General features: G+C 72.3%; 14 protein-coding genes. 3 read left to right on the forward strand and 11 right to left on the reverse strand.

Annotation, left to right across the window (positions count from 1 at the left end):
* Positions 1–568: 568 nt before the first annotated feature.
* The 4 genes from OG331_RS12830 to OG331_RS12845 form a co-directional block, all read right to left on the reverse strand.
* Positions 569–3,409 (reverse strand): SNF2-related protein, encoded by a 2,841-nt coding sequence (locus OG331_RS12830; RefSeq protein ID WP_406195269.1) that lies wholly within the window; start codon positions 3,407–3,409, stop codon positions 569–571.
* A gap of 160 nt (positions 3,410–3,569) precedes the next feature.
* On the reverse strand, positions 3,570–4,148 hold the full coding sequence (locus OG331_RS12835) for a sugar kinase (protein WP_406195272.1): 579 nt from the start codon (positions 4,146–4,148) through the stop codon (positions 3,570–3,572).
* Positions 4,145–5,293 (reverse strand): ROK family glucokinase, encoded by a 1,149-nt coding sequence (locus OG331_RS12840; protein ID WP_406195274.1) that lies wholly within the window; start codon positions 5,291–5,293, stop codon positions 4,145–4,147. Before OG331_RS12840 ends, OG331_RS12835 begins: the two co-directional genes overlap by 4 nt.
* A gap of 141 nt (positions 5,294–5,434) precedes the next feature.
* The gene (locus OG331_RS12845; RefSeq protein ID WP_362381993.1) at positions 5,435–6,172 is read right to left on the reverse strand and encodes a GntR family transcriptional regulator; all 738 of its coding nucleotides are present in this window, start codon (positions 6,170–6,172) and stop codon (positions 5,435–5,437) included.
* Positions 6,173–6,301: 129 nt separating this feature from the next.
* On the opposite strand from OG331_RS12845, the gene OG331_RS12850 reads away from it, so the two are divergent.
* A complete protein-coding gene (locus tag OG331_RS12850; protein WP_406195276.1) occupies positions 6,302–7,324 on the forward strand; it encodes a Gfo/Idh/MocA family oxidoreductase in 1,023 nt (340 codons plus the stop codon).
* A gap of 37 nt (positions 7,325–7,361) precedes the next feature.
* On the opposite strand, the gene OG331_RS12855 is transcribed toward OG331_RS12850, so the two are convergent.
* The 3 genes from OG331_RS12855 to OG331_RS12865 form a co-directional block, all read right to left on the reverse strand.
* Positions 7,362–8,540 carry a cytochrome P450 gene (locus tag OG331_RS12855; RefSeq protein ID WP_406195278.1) on the reverse strand — a complete coding sequence of 393 codons (1,179 nt, stop codon included), beginning with the start codon at positions 8,538–8,540 and terminating at the stop codon, positions 7,362–7,364.
* 44 nt (positions 8,541–8,584) lie between these two features.
* Positions 8,585–9,265, reverse strand: coding sequence for a response regulator (locus tag OG331_RS12860; protein ID WP_406195280.1), 681 nt, complete (start codon positions 9,263–9,265; stop codon positions 8,585–8,587).
* Positions 9,266–9,359: 94 nt separating this feature from the next.
* Positions 9,360–10,604 carry a sensor histidine kinase gene (locus OG331_RS12865; protein ID WP_406195283.1) on the reverse strand — a complete coding sequence of 415 codons (1,245 nt, stop codon included), beginning with the start codon at positions 10,602–10,604 and terminating at the stop codon, positions 9,360–9,362.
* A gap of 178 nt (positions 10,605–10,782) precedes the next feature.
* Between OG331_RS12865 and OG331_RS12870 the strand changes: the two genes are divergently transcribed.
* Positions 10,783–10,983: a hypothetical protein gene (locus OG331_RS12870; RefSeq protein ID WP_406195286.1), complete on the forward strand. Its 201-nt coding sequence runs from the start codon at positions 10,783–10,785 to the stop codon at positions 10,981–10,983.
* 61 nt (positions 10,984–11,044) lie between these two features.
* Here OG331_RS12870 and OG331_RS12875 read toward each other — a convergent pair whose 3' ends face one another.
* Both OG331_RS12875 and OG331_RS12880 read right to left on the reverse strand, forming a co-directional pair.
* Positions 11,045–11,431: a ribonuclease domain-containing protein gene (locus OG331_RS12875; protein WP_406195288.1), complete on the reverse strand. Its 387-nt coding sequence runs from the start codon at positions 11,429–11,431 to the stop codon at positions 11,045–11,047.
* 154 nt (positions 11,432–11,585) lie between these two features.
* Entirely contained in the window at positions 11,586–12,212 is a 627-nt protein-coding gene (locus tag OG331_RS12880) for a dihydrofolate reductase family protein (protein WP_406195291.1), read from the reverse strand.
* A gap of 166 nt (positions 12,213–12,378) precedes the next feature.
* On the opposite strand from OG331_RS12880, the gene OG331_RS12885 reads away from it, so the two are divergent.
* The gene (locus OG331_RS12885) at positions 12,379–13,146 is read left to right on the forward strand and encodes a 3-oxoacyl-ACP reductase family protein (protein WP_406195293.1); all 768 of its coding nucleotides are present in this window, start codon (positions 12,379–12,381) and stop codon (positions 13,144–13,146) included.
* A 26-nt stretch (positions 13,147–13,172) separates the two neighbouring features.
* Here the strand turns inward: OG331_RS12885 and OG331_RS12890 are convergent, their stop codons facing one another.
* Positions 13,173–13,964 carry a hypothetical protein gene (locus OG331_RS12890; RefSeq protein WP_406195295.1) on the reverse strand — a complete coding sequence of 264 codons (792 nt, stop codon included), beginning with the start codon at positions 13,962–13,964 and terminating at the stop codon, positions 13,173–13,175.
* A gap of 13 nt (positions 13,965–13,977) precedes the next feature.
* Positions 13,978–14,991 carry a DUF6236 family protein gene (locus tag OG331_RS12895; protein ID WP_406195297.1) on the reverse strand — a complete coding sequence of 338 codons (1,014 nt, stop codon included), beginning with the start codon at positions 14,989–14,991 and terminating at the stop codon, positions 13,978–13,980.
* Between the last annotated feature and the right edge of the window lie 52 nt (positions 14,992–15,043).

A 15,043-nucleotide genomic window follows, 5' to 3' on the forward strand; every position in this document is an offset into this window, starting at 1 on the left:
CGGCCAAGCGCCCCCTGCTGACCTTGCTCGCCGTGCTGGCCCAACTCGCCATGCTGACCCAGCTCGTCCCGCCAACCAGGCGCACCCTGCCCACCCGGCTCACCCCACCGACCAGGCTCGTGCTGCCGACCAGGCTCGTGCTGCCGGCTCGGCTCGCTGTGCCGGCTCGCTTCCCCCTCCCGACTGGACTCGTCCCTCCGGCCAAGCGCCCCCTGCTGACCTTGCTCGCCGTGCTGACCCTGCTCGCCATGCTGGCCCAACTCGCCGTGCTGGCCCAGCTCGTCCCGCCAGCCAGGCGCACCCTGCCCACCCGGCTCACCCCACCGACCCGGCTCGTGCTGCCGGCTCGGCTCACCGTCCCCGCTCGCTTCCCCCTCCCGACTCGACTCGTCCCTCCGGAAAGGCTCCCCGCGCTGACCCTGCCCGTCCCTCCCGCCAGGCTCCCCCTCCCGGCCCAACTCCCCCGCCCGCGACGTCTCCTCCTCCACACCCGGAGCGCCCCCCGCTCGCCCCTCATCACCGCTCATGGCCGCCTCCTCACCCCCCGCCTGCCTCGACCCCACCCCCGTCATGACTCCCTCCGCAAGGACACGAGGTCGGACAGCTCGCGGGCCGTCAGTTCCGTGAGGGCCGATTCGCCGGTGCCGAGGATTGCGTCGGCCAGGGCGCGCTTGGACTCGAGCATCTCGGCGATGCGGTCCTCGACCGTGCCCTCGGTGATGAGGCGGTGGACCTGGACGGGCTGGGTCTGGCCGATGCGGTAGGCGCGGTCGGTGGCCTGTTCCTCGACGGCCGGGTTCCACCAGCGGTCGAAGTGGACGACGTGGCCCGCGCGGGTCAGGTTCAGGCCGGTGCCCGCCGCCTTCAGGGAGAGGACCAGAACCGGCGTCTCGCCGCTCTGGAAGCGGTCCACCATGCGCTCGCGGTCCAGGACCGGGGTGCCGCCGTGGAGCAGTTCCACCGGGACGGCCCGGGCTGCGAGATGGGCGGCGATCAGGCGGGCCATCCCGACGTACTGCGTGAACACCAACGCCGAGCCGTCCTCGGCCAGCACGGTGTCCAGCAGTTCGTCCAGCAGGGTCAGCTTGCCCGAGCGGGCGGCCAGACGGTCCGACGCCGCCGCCTCGGCCTCCTTGAGGTAGAGGGCCGGGTGGTCGCAGATCTGCTTCAGGGATGTCAGCAGCTTCAGGACCAGGCCCTTGCGCGCCATGCCCGCCGCCGTCTCGATGACGTACATCGACTCACGCACCACCGCCTCGTAGAGCGCCGCCTGTTCACGGGTGAGCGGGACCGGGTGGTCCGTCTCCGTCTTGGGCGGCAGCTCCGGGACGATCCCGGGGTCGGACTTCTTGCGGCGCAGCAGGAAGGGCCGGACCAGGCGGGCCAGCCGGTCCACCGCCTCCTCGTCCTCGCCGTTCTCCACCGCGCGTGCGTGCCGGGCGCGGAAGGACTTCAGGGGACCGAGCAGGCCGGGGGTCGTCCAGTCGAGCAGGGCCCAGAGCTCGGAGAGGTTGTTCTCGACCGGCGTGCCGGTCAACGCCACGCGCGCGGGTGTCGGGATGGTGCGCAGCGCCTTCGCCGTGGCCGAGTAGGGGTTCTTCACATGCTGCGCCTCGTCGGCGACGACCATGCCCCAGGTGTGCTGGGCCAGCGTCGGCGCCGTCGAGCGCATCGTGCCGTACGTAGTGAGGACGAAGCCGCCGTCCACGTCCTCCAGGGTGCGGTCCGGGCCGTGGAAGCGGCGAACGGGGACGCCGGGCGCGAAACGGGTGATCTCCCGTTGCCAGTTGCCCAGCAGCGAGGCCGGGCAGACGACCAGGGTCGGGGCCGTCCGCGCGCGCTTCAGGTGCAGGGCGATGACCGTGATCGTCTTGCCGAGTCCCATGTCGTCGGCCAGGCAGCCGCCGAGCCCGAGGGACGTCATGAGGTCCAGCCATGCCAGGCCCCGGAGTTGGTAGTCCCGCAGCGTCGCCCGGAGTCCCGGCGGCGGTTCGGCCGGGCGCACCCCCGACGTCAGCCGGTCGCGCAGGGCGGCCAGGGCGCCGACCGGTACCGCCTCGACCGTCTCGCCGTCGACCTCCGCGCTGCCGCTGAGGGCTACGGACAGCGCGTCGACCGGGTCGAGCAGGCCCAGTTCGCGCTTGCGGGCCTTGCGCACCAGGGCCGGGTCGACCAGCACCCAGCTGTCCCGCAGCCTGACGACCGGGCGGTGCGCCTCGGCGAGCGCGTCCATCTCGGCCTCGCTGAGCGGATCGCCGCCGATCGCCAACTGCCAGCGGAACTGGAGGAGTTCCTCGCTCTCGAAGAAGCCGGTGCCGTCGGTCGCCGAGCCCGGCGCGGGCCGTACGACCGCGGCGGCGCTCAGGTCCTGGGCCAGGTCCCGGGGCCAGTGCACCGCCACTCCGGCCGCCGCGAGGCGGGTCGCCGCCACGCCGAGCAGGTCGCCCAACTCGTCGTCGGACAGGGCCAGCACGTCGGGCACGTCCTGCTCGGACAGCCGGTCGAGCGGGGCCCACACCCGGGCCGCCCGCCGCACCGCCAGCGCCGCGTCCACACGCGCGCGTGGCCCGAAGGCGGCGTCCGCCTCCCCCGACCACAGGGCGGCCGCGTCGGCGACCAGCGTGGGGTCGGCGAGGCTGTGCACCTGGACGATCGCCGCGCCCGCGCTGCGTACGCCGTCGTCCCGGTCGTCGAAGAGGTCGTACGCCGAGAGGTCCAGCCGCAGCGAGACCCGCACGCCCGCGTCCATGCCGGCGGCGACCTCGGCCGCCCAGTCGTGGGCGTCGGGCAGGCGCTGGGCCCGGCGCGCGGCGAAGGGCTTGCCGGAGGCGTGCGGCGCGGCGGGAGTGCGCGGCAGGGTGTCCGCGACGGCGTCCAGGAAGGAGCGCATCAGCGCCTCGGGGTCGGGCAGCAGCAGCGGCCCCGGGCCGGGCAGCGGGACCGCATGGCCTTCGTACGGCAGGGCTGCGGCGACCGCTCGCAGGTGTGCGATGTCGTCCGGGTCGAGGGGCCCGGCCCGCCAGGCGTCGTGGCCGGTGGGCGTCAGGCCGGGCAGCAACCGGCCGCGCGCGGTGAGCCGCAGCGCATGCAGCGCTGCCGCGCCCCAGCAGGCCGTGGCGGGGTGGGCGGCCGGGTCGCGCCGGGCCCGCACGAGCAGTGGCAGCGCCTCGCCGAGCGGCAAGGACAGGGCCGGGGTGGTCCGGCGGCGGACTCCGGCGCCATGGCGTCGTACGACGGTGAGCTCGGTGTCCTCGGCGGGCAGCGGGCCACCCTCCGGGTCCCAGAAGGCGATCCGCCCCTCGCGCGGCAGGGAGGCGGGCAGGAAGACGGCCGCGAGGCGGACGGGGACGGCGGCGCCGGACCGCTCGGCCACCGCGGTGCCGCCGCCGTGCGAGGTCCTGTCGCTCATACGTCCTGTCACCTCCCGTCCATGAGTCGGATCAACCGTCTTCGACTCTACGGGCGGGGTCTGACAATCGGCCCCGGCGACCGGCCCTGGCGACGGGTCCTGGCGATCCGTCCGGGCAACCGGTCCGGGCCGGGACTTCACTGAGTCGTCGACGGGATCATCAAGGGATGGTGCGCGAGACGACGTACACGAACGGATTGTCCGGGTCGGACATGTTCACGACGACGTCCTGAGTCGGGGCCGGGTCCTTCTGCTTGTGGACGAAGCCGTACCACGGGCCGGGGCGCTTGAAGTCCCAGCCGGTGACCTTCTGGTCGCGGGCGCTGATGGTGATGGCGTCCGGTTTCAGCTCGGCCCGGCTGACGCCCATGGTCTTCAGGAACCAGTCGAAGTTCCAGTCGGGCGTCTGGAACTGGACGTAGAGACGGCTGGTCCGCCAGTTGTTCGTCTCGTAGTAGGCGACCTTGCCCGACGGGTCCGGGACCGGGATCTGGTACAGCCGGCGCTGAACCTTCGACGGCCAGCCCTCGGTGAGGCCGGTCGCCGAGTACTTCTCCTCCTTGTCCTTGCCGCTGTCGCGGCTCTGGTTGGCGGAGATCACGAGGTAACCGGCCGGCACGCCGATGAGCAGCACGATGATGAGCAGGGTGAGCGCCCTGCGCCGGATCTTGTGGCGACGGTCCTCCGGCGGCTGCTGCTCGTCGGGGGAGTCGGCCTGGCGGGGTACGGACATGGTCACGCCGACCCCTGCGATGCTCGGCGGGCCTCGGCGAACCGCGCGTAGCGCTCGTACCGCTCCACCCGGCGCCGGTTGGCGCGCCGGAAGCGGCGGGCGACCAGGCGGGCCAGGTCGGCGGCGCCGACCATGCCGGCCTCGGGGCCGAGCTGGGCGCGGGTGATCCGGGCCTCGGGGCGGTAGCCGCGGCCGGTGAGGTGGCGCTTGAAGGCGTCCCGCGCGGGGCCGATCAGCAGGTCGTCCGCGGCCGACACACCGCCGCCGATCACGAAGCAGGAGGGGTCCAGGGCGGCCGCGAGGTTGGCGATGCCGACGCCGAGCCACTGGCCGATGTCCTGCAGCAGCTCGGTGCACATGGCGTCGCCCTCGCGGGCCAGCTCGGTGATCATCGGGCCGGTGATGTCGCCGATGTTGCCCTTGACGTGCTCGATGATCCCGTACGCGACCGGCGAGTCGGCGGCGGCCAGCTCGCGCGCCTCCCTGACCAGCGCGTTGCCGGAGCTGTACTGCTCCCAGCAGCCGCGGTTGCCGCACGGGCAGCGGTGGCCGCCGGGCACGACCTGCATATGGCCGAACTCGCCGGCGACGCCGTACTTGCCGCGCTTGACCTGACCGTCCTCCAGGATCGCGCCGCCGATGCCGGTGCCGAGCGTGATCATGACGAGGTGGTCCTCACCCCGGCCGGCGCCGAAGCGCCACTCGGCCCAGGCGGCGGCGTTGGCGTCGTTGTCGACCAGCACGGGCACGGCGAGCCGCCCGGCGAGGCGGTCTCTGAGGGGCTCGTTGCGCCAGGACAGGTGGGGCGCGAACAGGACGCGGTTGCGCTCGGCGTCGACCCAGCCGGCCGCGCCGATGCCGACGGCGTGCACGTCGTGCCGGTCGGACAGGTCCAGGACCAGTTCGACGATGGTGTCCTCGACGACCTTCGGGCTCTTGGACTTGTCCGGGGTCTCCGCGCGGAGCTTCTCCAGGATGTTCCCGTCGGCGTCCACGACGCCCGCCATCACCTTGGTGCCGCCGATGTCGATCCCGACAGTGGGCACGCGGGGTGCGGTCAGGTGCGAACGGCGCTCCCGCGGGCCGACCGTGCGCAGCACGGGGGCTCGCCGGGAGCCGATGGGGGCGGTGAAGTCGCGGTAGGTGCTCATCAGGCCCGATTCTGCCGCACGCTCACGCTGGGTGCCGAACGGGGCGACAAAGGGGGGCACGCGTCACAGTAAATTGTCCGGACATTGCGACCAGGCCGGTCCCGCCGCCGCCCCTCGCTCAGGACCGTACGGCTGCGGAGCTCACGGCCGGACGAGCAGCTGGAACTCGAAGGAGTACCGGCTCGGGCGATAGGTGTGGGTGCCGTACTCGACCGCTCGGCCCGTGTCGTCGAACGTCACGCGCTGCATGGTGAGCAGCGGGGCACCCTCCTCCTCGGCGAGCCGTTCGGCTTCGGCGCCGGTGGCGGCGCGCGCACCGATGGTCTGGCGGGCGCTGTGCAGGGTGATGCCGGCGGCCCTCATCAGCCGGTACAGGCCGGTGGACTCCAGCTGTGCGGTGTCCAGGTCGATCAGAGCGGGCGGCAGGAAGTTGCACAGGTACGCCATCGGCTCGCCGTGCGCCAGCCGCAGCCGCTCGATCCGGTGCACGTCACTGTCCTCGGCCACCCCGAGCGCGGCGGCGACCTCGGCGGACGCCGGGACGACGGTGTTGACGATCACCTTGGTCGCCGGGCGCTGGCCGGCCGACTCCAGGTCGTCGTAGAGGCTGCTGAGCTCCAGCGGGCGCTTGACCTGGCTGTGCACGACCTGTGTGCCGACGCCTCGGCGGCGTACCAGCAGACCCTTGTCGACCAGCGACTGGATGGCCTGGCGGACGGTCGGCCGGGACAGGCCGAGGCGTGCGGCGAGTTCGATCTCGTTGCCCAGCAGACTGCCGGGCGTGAGCGCTCCGTGCTCGATCGCGGCCTCGAGCTGCTGGGACAGCTGGAAGTACAAAGGCACCGGACTGCTCCGGTCCACACTGAGCTCGAGTTCCACGGTCGGGTCCACTTCTGGTTTCGGCACGGGCCGAGCGTAGCTCTACGCGTTGTTGACGGGAAGTCGTGTAGTTCGATTGTCCGGACATACGCATTGACAGCCTACGCACCGAACCCGCACTTTGTTTCCATGCGCATCGGGGTCATCGGTACAGGCCGCATCGGCACCATTCACGCCAACACGCTCAGTCGTCACCGCGACGTCGGCTCCCTGATCCTCACGGACGCGGACGGCACGCGGGCGCTGGATCTGGCGCGCCGGCTCGGCGAGACAGCGGCGCCGGGCGTGGACGAGATCTTCAGGTGGGGCGTGGACGCGGTGGTGATCACGACAGCGACCTCGGCCCACGCCGAACTGATCGGTCGGGCAGCACGGGCTGGGCTTCCGGTCTTCTGCGAGAAGCCCATCGCGCTGGATCTGCCGGGCACCTTGACCGCGATCGAGGAGGTGGAGACGGCCGGGACGGTTCTGCACATGGGCTTCCAGCGCCGCTTCGACGCGGGGTACGCGGGCGCTCGTGAGGCGGTGCGGTCCGGGCGGCTCGGGCGCCTGCACACCGTGCGGGCCCTGACCAGCGACCAGGGGCCGCCGCCGGTCACGTGGCTGCCGCTGTCCGGCGGGCTGTACCGGGACACGCTGATCCACGACTTCGACGTACTGCGCTGGGTGACCGGGCGCGAGATCGTCGACGTGTACGCGGCCGGCTCGGACGCCGGGCCGGTGATGTTCCGTGAGGCCGGCGACGTCGACACGGCCGCGGTGGTGCTCACGCTCGACGACGGCACGCTCGCCACGGCGACGGCGACGCGACTGAACGGCGCCGGGTACGACGTGCGCATGGAACTGGCCGGGGAGCTGGACCAGGTCGTGGTCGGGCTGGACGACCGTACGCCGATCGCGTCGACCGAGCCGACCGGGCCGCCCGCCGCGGACAAGCCGTGGTCCGGGTTCCTGGAGCGGTTCGGACCCGCGTACGAGGCGGAGCTGAACGCGTTCGTGGACGTGGTGCGCGGGGAGCGGGCCAACCCCTGCGACGGGCGGGAGGCCTTGCAGGCGCTGCGGATCGCCGAGGCGTGCGAGTTGTCGAGACGCGAGCGAAGACCGGTCGCGCTCGGGGAGATTCCGGGCGGGACCCCGGCGACGGCCATGTGAGGGGCCAAGGCTCGGGGCCCCCTCGCCCGCCGTCCCACTACCAGCGCACCGGCAGACTGCGCATCCCGCGCATCAGCATCCCCGGCAGCCACTCACCGGGCGGGCCGTCGAGTGCCAGGCCGGGGGCTCGCTCCAGCAGCGACCGGATCGCCGTGCGGGCCTCAAGGCGGGCCAGGGGGGCGCCCAGGCAGTAGTGGATGCCGTGGCCGAAGGCGACGTGGCCGCGGGCGTCGCGGCGGATGTCGAAGGTGTCGGGGGCGGCATAGCGGCCCGCGTCCCGGTTGGCCGCGGTCAGGCCGACCATCACCATCTCGCCCTTCTCGATGTGGCTGCCGGCGATCTCCAGCGGCTCCGCGGCATACCGGAACGTCGCCGTCTCCACCGGGCCCTCGTGGCGCAGCATCTCCTCGACCGCACCGTCGAGGAGGGTCATGTCGGCGCGCAGGGCGGCCAGTTGATCGGGATGGGTGAGCAGCGCGTGCACGCCGCTGGTGATGAGGTTGACCGTCGTCTCGTGGCCGGCGATCAGCAGGATGAAGGCCATCCCCCGCAGTTCGTCCGGGGAGAGCCGGTCGCCGTCCTCGGCCGTGGTGCGGATCAGGTCGCTCAGCAGGTCACCGCTGGGGCCGGCGCACCTCTTGTCCTCGATCAGGTCGGTGAAGTACTCGCCCAGGCGGCCGAAGGCCTCGACCTCCTTGCCCGGGCTGGTGGGCGCGACCGCCTCCGTCGACATCTCGCGGAACGCCACGCGGTCCATCTCGGGCACGCCGAGCAGTTCGCAGATGACGGTGAGCGGCAGCGGGTAGGCGAGGGATTCCACGAGGTCGGCGCGGCCCCGCACCGGCATGGCGTCGAGGAGGTCGTCGGTTATCTGCTGGATCCTCGGCCGCAGCTCCTCCACGCGGCGCATGGTGAAGGCTCGCGAGATGAGGCTGCGCAGCCTGGTGTGCTGAGGCGGATCGGCGTCCAGCAGGTTCTTCCCGATCATCTCCTCGTCGAGCGACTTCATGCCCACCTTGGCGCCGTCCTTGGACAGTCGCTCGTCGGCCAGCGCCGCGCGCGCCTCCTTGTGCCCGACGACGAGCCACACCTCGGACTGCCACTCGGGCAGCCGGACCCGGTGGACGGGACCCCGCTCGCGCAGACGGGCGTACACCGGATGCGGATTGTCGCGGAACCCCGGTCCGAACTCCCCCAGCTCGATCACTTCCGTCATGACACTCCCCCCTTCGACACTTCGCCAACGCGTGGGGGCCCGCTCTAGTGCCCGTCGTCCTCGACTTCCTCCAGAAGCCCCGCGTCGTACGCCAACAGGGCGATCTGTACACGGTTGTTGAGGTCCAGCTTGGCCAGGACGCGCGAGACATGGGTCTTGACGGTGGCGACGCTCATGAAGAGCTCCGCGGCGATCTCGGCGTTGGACAGCCCCCGGCCCACCGCGACGGCGACCTCGCGCTCGCGGTCGTTGAGGCCGGTGAGCCGCTCACGCGCGCGTGCCCGGCGGGTGTCGGCGGCGGTGCCGGCCGCGTGGGCCATCAACTGGCGTGTCACGGTGGGCGACAGCACCGGATCGCCGGCCGCGACCCGGCGCACCGCGTCGACGATCTCGGCGGGCGGCGTGTCCTTGAGGACGAAACCGGCGGCGCCCGCGCGCAGAGCGCGCAGCACCTGATCGTCGGCGTGGAACGTGGTCAGCAGCACGACCTGCGGCGCGTCCTTCCTGCCGCGCAGCCGCTCCGTGGCGGTGAGTCCGTCGACCGACGGCATCCGGATGTCCATGAGGACCACGTCCGGCCGGGAGCGGTCGACCAGCGCCTCGACCTCGGAGCCGTCGGCCGCCTCACCGACGATCTCGATGTCGTCGGCGCCGCCCAGCATGATGGACAGCCCGGCCCTGACCAACGGGTCGTCGTCGACGAGGAGGAGTCTGATCGCAGTCATGTGCCTTACGTAATCACGGTTGTACGGCGTGGAGGGGACGGACGGCGTACACCGGGGCGGCCGTTGAGCTGCCCCGCTCCGGTACCGGCGGTGCTCACCCCCACGGCAGCCAGGCCCGCACCTCGAACCCGCCGTCCCCGGTGGGCCCGTGCTCCAGTCGGCCACCCGTCAGCGTGGCCCGTTCCGTCAGTCCGATCAGGCCCTGTCCGGAGCCGGGTACGTGCGGCACCTCGCCCTCGGGCGCCGGGTTGCGCACCGATACGCACAGGCCGTCGCCCGGTGCGCCGGTCACCATGACCGTGACCTCCGTGCCGGGCGCGTGCTTGCGGGCGTTGGTCAGGCCCTCCTGGGCGATGCGGTAGGCGGTGCGGCCGACGGAGGCGGGGACGGCGGCCGGGTCGGTGACGCGCTGGTCGAGGGTGACCTTCATGCCGGCCTCGCGGGACTCGGTGGCCAGCGCCTCCAGCGCCGCGAGGGTCGGCTGCGGACGGCCGGAGTCGTCGGGCTCGGCGGCCCGCAGTACGCCGATGATCTCCCGTAGGTCCTGGAGGGCCTCGTGGGCGCTCTCCCGGATGACGCCGGCCGCCCGCGCGATCTCCTCGCGGGGTGCGTCGGGCCGGAACTCCAGGGCGCCCGCGTGCACGCTGAGCAGCGTCAGCCGGTGCGCGAGGACGTCGTGCATCTCCCGGGCGATGGCCTCACGGGCGAGCCGCTGCGCCTGCTCGGCCCGCAGCCGCGCCTCGTTCTCGGCACGCCGGGCCCGGTCGCGCAGGCTCAGCAGGAGCTGACGCTTGGACCGCGCGAGCATGCCCCAGCCGACCACCGCGACGGTCAGCAGTGACGCCAGAAAGACCGACCAGCCGTACGGCATGTCGGGCTCGGGACGCACCAGGAAGTACAGCGGGTTCAACACCGCATACGTCCCGGCGACCCAGGCCACGTACCGGAAGGGCCGGTGCACGGCGAGGGTGAACAGGGCGACCAGGCTCGCGCCGCCCGCGGTGCTGGACAGGAGGGCGACCGGGACCATCACGGCGGCGAGCGCGACCGGCCAGCGGCGGCGCAGCCACACCGCGGCGCAGGAGAGCGCGCCGACCAGCTGGTCGAAGACGGCGTATCCGGCGGGCAGGTCCTCGTCCCGCATCGTGTCGGCGGCCAGCAGACCGATGATGACGGCCAGCAGGAAGCAGGAGAAGTCGACCACCCAGTCCCGCGCGGTGCGCCGGGGCCGCCCGGGGCGCTCGGGGTCGGGGTCGAACTCCTGGATCAGGGCCGAGGGCAGCAGCCAGCGCCGCCCCGCGAACGCCTGGGGTGCGGGCACCTGCTTGTCACCACTCACGGTCGACAAATCTACGCAGTGCCGGGTCCCGGCGCGTCCCTGCGGGCGGGAGCGACGACCAAAGTCGCGGCATCGGCGACCTTGGTCGCGGCGGACCACCCGGAACGAGGACTTCCGTCGGCCATGGCTCGCCCCGCGGCCGATTGGAGTGGGGGGTCCGCGGGGCGAGAGTCATGGCATGAAGCAGTTGCTGGAGTTCCTGGGAGTCATCGCCCTGGCGCAGGGCGTCATGGGCCTGCTGAACGAGTTCACCGACTGGGACTGGGGTCTCGTACAGGGGCTCGACTTCCTCGACGGCTTCGAGCTCTACGCGAGCGTCGCCCTGCTGGTGCTGGCGGTCGCGCTGTTCGCAGCCGCCGGGAGCCGGAAGTCCGGATGAACCCGGACCGGACCTCCGGCAGGTGACACCGTTCCTCGGCGCCGGCTGTGACCGTGGGGGGTCAGCAGCCGTAGTTGACCAGGTCGAACGACTCGTAGTGGTCGGCCGTGTAGTAGTCCTCCTGGTTCTCCTCCCCGGTGACGATCCGGCGAGCTCCACGGTTGGAGGAACCGGGCGTGATGACCGTGTACTCGTGGTAGTACCCGGACGACTGGCTCGGCAGGATGCCTTCCCGGTTCTGGAAGACGGTGCCGTCCTGGTCGTAGGGGAAGGGGCCACCCTGCTCGATCAGTTCGAGCGTGTCGTACGCCTGCGACGGCAGGTCGCTGTAGCAGATGCTGCCGACCGCGGCGGCCGCCGGCGTGGCAGTGACGGTGCCGCCGACGAGAAGGGCGGACAGGACAGCGGCTGCGGCGCCGATGCGAGTGATTCGTGGGGGGAATCTCATGGCTTCATGATGACGCGCGTAGACAGTGGCATGTCAATGTCAAGGGCGGAGATTTTCCCGGCAAGTCCGATGAGTTTTCGGGAAGTTAACGTGCGCCCCGGCGTCCTCACCCGATCTCCATGAGAGGTCGTGCGAGAACGCCGCAGACGGCTGATCAGGCCTCCTCGGGGAGTCCGAACGCGCCGTACTCGGGGCGACCCGCCAGGTCGTAGGAGCTGATGACGACACCGGTACTCGTGACGCTGCCGCCACTGTGCTTGAACGCGGTGGGCACGGCGCCCTCCGTGAACAGGCGGTGGCCCGTGCCGAGCACCACCGGGAAGGTCAGCAGGTGGAGGGTGTCGACGAGGCCGAGGGCCAGCAGGGACCTGACGAGGGCGCCGCTGCCGTGGACCTGGAGCTCGCCGTCGACGCGCTCCTTGACGGCGGTGACCTCCTTGGCGAGGTCGCCGCTCAGCACGGTGGTGCCGGACCAGGCGGGGTCGGTCAGCGTGGCGGACGGGACGTACTTCGGCAGGGCGTTCAGCTTGGAGGAGACCGGGTCGGCCGGGTCGGTCACCTTCGGCCAGAACGCGGCGAAGATGTCGTACGTACGGCGTCCGAGGAGGAAGGCGGCCGGGCGGGCGAAGACCCCGTTCATGAACTGGCCGAAGTCGTCGTCGGCGTACGGAAAGCTCCAGCCGCCGTGCTCGAAGCCGCCGCGGGTGTCCTCCTCCGGGCCACCGGGCGCCTGGTAGACGCCGTCGAGCGTGACGAAGAGGGTGGAAACGAGCTTGCCCATGAGGAGTGCCTCTTTCCGGTTTTCCGGGGTGGGATCTGCTGTCATCACCTCAGACCCCGTCGGCACCCGCAACTCATCGCTGGACCGGCTCCCCAGGTCTGGACCCCGGCACCTCGGTGTCCGTTCGCCGCCAGCACTTCGGCCCGTGCGGCGCTGGGATGGACCCATGACAACCACGCATGCATCCCTGACAACCACTGACGCGACCCTGCACGGCAAGGTCGCCCTGGTCACCGGCGCCAGCCGTGGCATCGGCGCCGCCACGGCCCTGCGGCTCGCCCGGGAGGGCGCGGACGTCGCCGTGACCTACGTGAACGGCAAGGAGGCCGCCGAGGAGGTCGTACGGGCCGTCGAGGCGCTGGGGCGGCGGGCCGTGGCCCTGCGGGCGGACTCCGCGGACGCGGACGAGGCGGCGGGCGCCGTGGAGCGCACGGCGCAGGAGCTCGGCGGCCTTGACGTGCTGGTGAACAACGCCGGCGTCGGCGTCCTGGGCCCGCTGGAGGGCCTGTCGCTCGCGGACGTGGACCGGGTCCTCGCGGTGAACGTCCGGGGCGTCTTCCTGGCCTCGCAGGCGGCGGCCGCGCGGATGAGTGCCGGGGGCAGGATCATCACGATCGGCTCCTGCATGGTCCAGCGGGTGCCGGGTCCCGGCGGAACGCTCTACGCCACCAGCAAGTCGGCCCTGATCGGCCTGACGAAGGCTCTGGCGCGTGAGCTGGGGCCGCGCGGCATCACGGCGAACGTCATCCACCCGGGGCCCATCGACACCGACATGAACCCGGCCGACGGTCCCTACGCGCCCGACCAGGCTGCAATGACCGCCCTCGGCCGCTTCGGCACGGCCGACGAGGTGGCGTCGATGGTCGCGTACCTGGCGGGGGCGGACTACGTGACGGGCACGGAGTTCGCGGTGGACGGCGGCCACGCGGCCTAGCGCCTGTGGGGGGAGGACGACGTCGCCTAGGGTGCCGTCCCCTCCCCTGCGGTCCGCTCCGCCTGGAGACGCCCCTGGTCCGCGTCGTCCGCCGCCGTCGCCGTCCGGTGTGCGTCGGCGAATCTGCCGAGTAGGGCCAGCAGTTCGTCTCGGGCGGCCAACCCCTCGGCGCCCGGGCGGGACAGGGCCTCGCGCAGGGCGTCCTGCACCGTCTCCCGAACGTGGGGCCAGGGGCCGTGGGCGGGCTGCGCCCTGGCCAGGTGACGGGCGAGGTCGCCCGCCGCGCGCACGGTGTCGCCGTCGAGCCCCTCGGTCCAGGGGCCGACCGCCGACAGGGCGTAGTGGAGGTCCCTCGCGGTGGCGGCGGGGAGCGTCACCGTCACCGTGCCGACGGCGTCCAGGCCCGCGAGCAGCGCGAAGACCCGTTCTGTCCGGTCGGGCCGCGAGAAGTGGGCTCGCAGCGTGTCCAGGGCCCGGCGGATCTCCCCCACCTCGGCCGCGGGCAGCGCCACGGTGACGTCCCGGGCCGGTCCGGCCCACGCGCGCTCCTCGTCCCGGGGGAGCCGGCCTCCGGGAACGTACGAGCTCCAGCCCGCGACCTCGAACTGGTCACCGGCTCGGGGAGCCCGACGAGGCGCCGCCTGTGTGCGGGCATAGCCGCTCTCAGCGAGGAACCGGTCGATCTCGTCCCACGTCGGTGTGGCGGCCCCGGACGAAAGGCGCAGTGCATGCCATCCGTTGGCGTAGGTGATCTCGACCCTCCAAGGGCGCCCTTCCTCAAGCCGCGCACTGCCCGGGCGTTTCGTCGCCAGCGCCACCGTCCGTCCTCCCTCAGACCAGCCCGCTCCGCACCCGGTACAGATAGCTGAAGTCGTGGTCGTCCCGGGCCCTGGCCAGCGGGCGGATCTCCCGGGTGGCCACGTTCAGGGCGTAGCCGCCGATCGTGCCGAGCAACCAGCCGAGGTCCGGCAGCAGCAGAGCGCCGCCGGCCGCTGCGGCCAGCGCGACCGACACCGTGACCGAACGGTGCACCCAGGCCATACGGCTGCCGCGGCGCGCCGCCCGGTAGTCCTCGACCGCCTCGGAGAGTTCCGAGCGCAACTGGGCGAAGACGTCCGCCGGGTGCTCGTAGTCGCGGCGCAGATCGCCCAGCATGCCGTGCAGGGCGCGCATCAGGCGGCGGCGTTCGTCGGCGTACTTCTCGCGGAAGGCGAGGACGTCCTCGGTGGGGGTGTCCGGCGCCGGGACGGGCAGCAGCCGGCCCAGCTCCACCTCCCAGGCCAGACTGCGGGTCGGGGACACCGGGCGCAGGCTGTTGCGGTACGCGTCCTCGCTGTCCGTGTACGGGAACAGGGCGATGTCCGTCGCGGCGGCGAGCTCACGGGCCAGCACGCCGACGACCAGGGCCTGGACCTCCTTGGAGACGGAGAGCTGCGCGCTGAGTTCCCAGGGCACGAGGTTGGTGGCAAGCCCCAGCTCCAACAGTTGCTGCTTGAGCCGGTGGCTGATCTTCGACGTGTAGAGGACTGCTTCGGGCGGCGAGGTGGGCCCGGGCGGATCCGGGCGGGCCGCGATCCGCTGGAGCTCACGGGTCAGGACGGACCAGTTCTGCCCCGAGTGGGGCGAGGGCCCGTGGCCGTCCAGGACATCGAGCGTCTCGGGCGTGAAGGCGAGCGGCCGGTACAGCTCACGCTCCTCCAGCCGCCGCAGTTCGGCGCCGACGAGCGCCTCGTACACGCGGGGGTCGCGGGGCACGACCGAGGCGATGCCGTCCCAGTAGAGCAGGGCCTGGTGGACGACTTCGGTGGGCGGATTCACCGTCGGGTAGTACAGCAACACGCCCATCACGTCCCCCTGGCCCTTCTACGGCAACCAGGTCAACGATAGCGAGGCGCAC

The sequence above is a fragment of the Streptomyces sp. NBC_01017 genome, assembly GCF_045162795.1.
GTDB classification, from domain to species: Bacteria; Actinomycetota; Actinomycetes; order Streptomycetales; family Streptomycetaceae; genus Streptomyces; species Streptomyces machairae.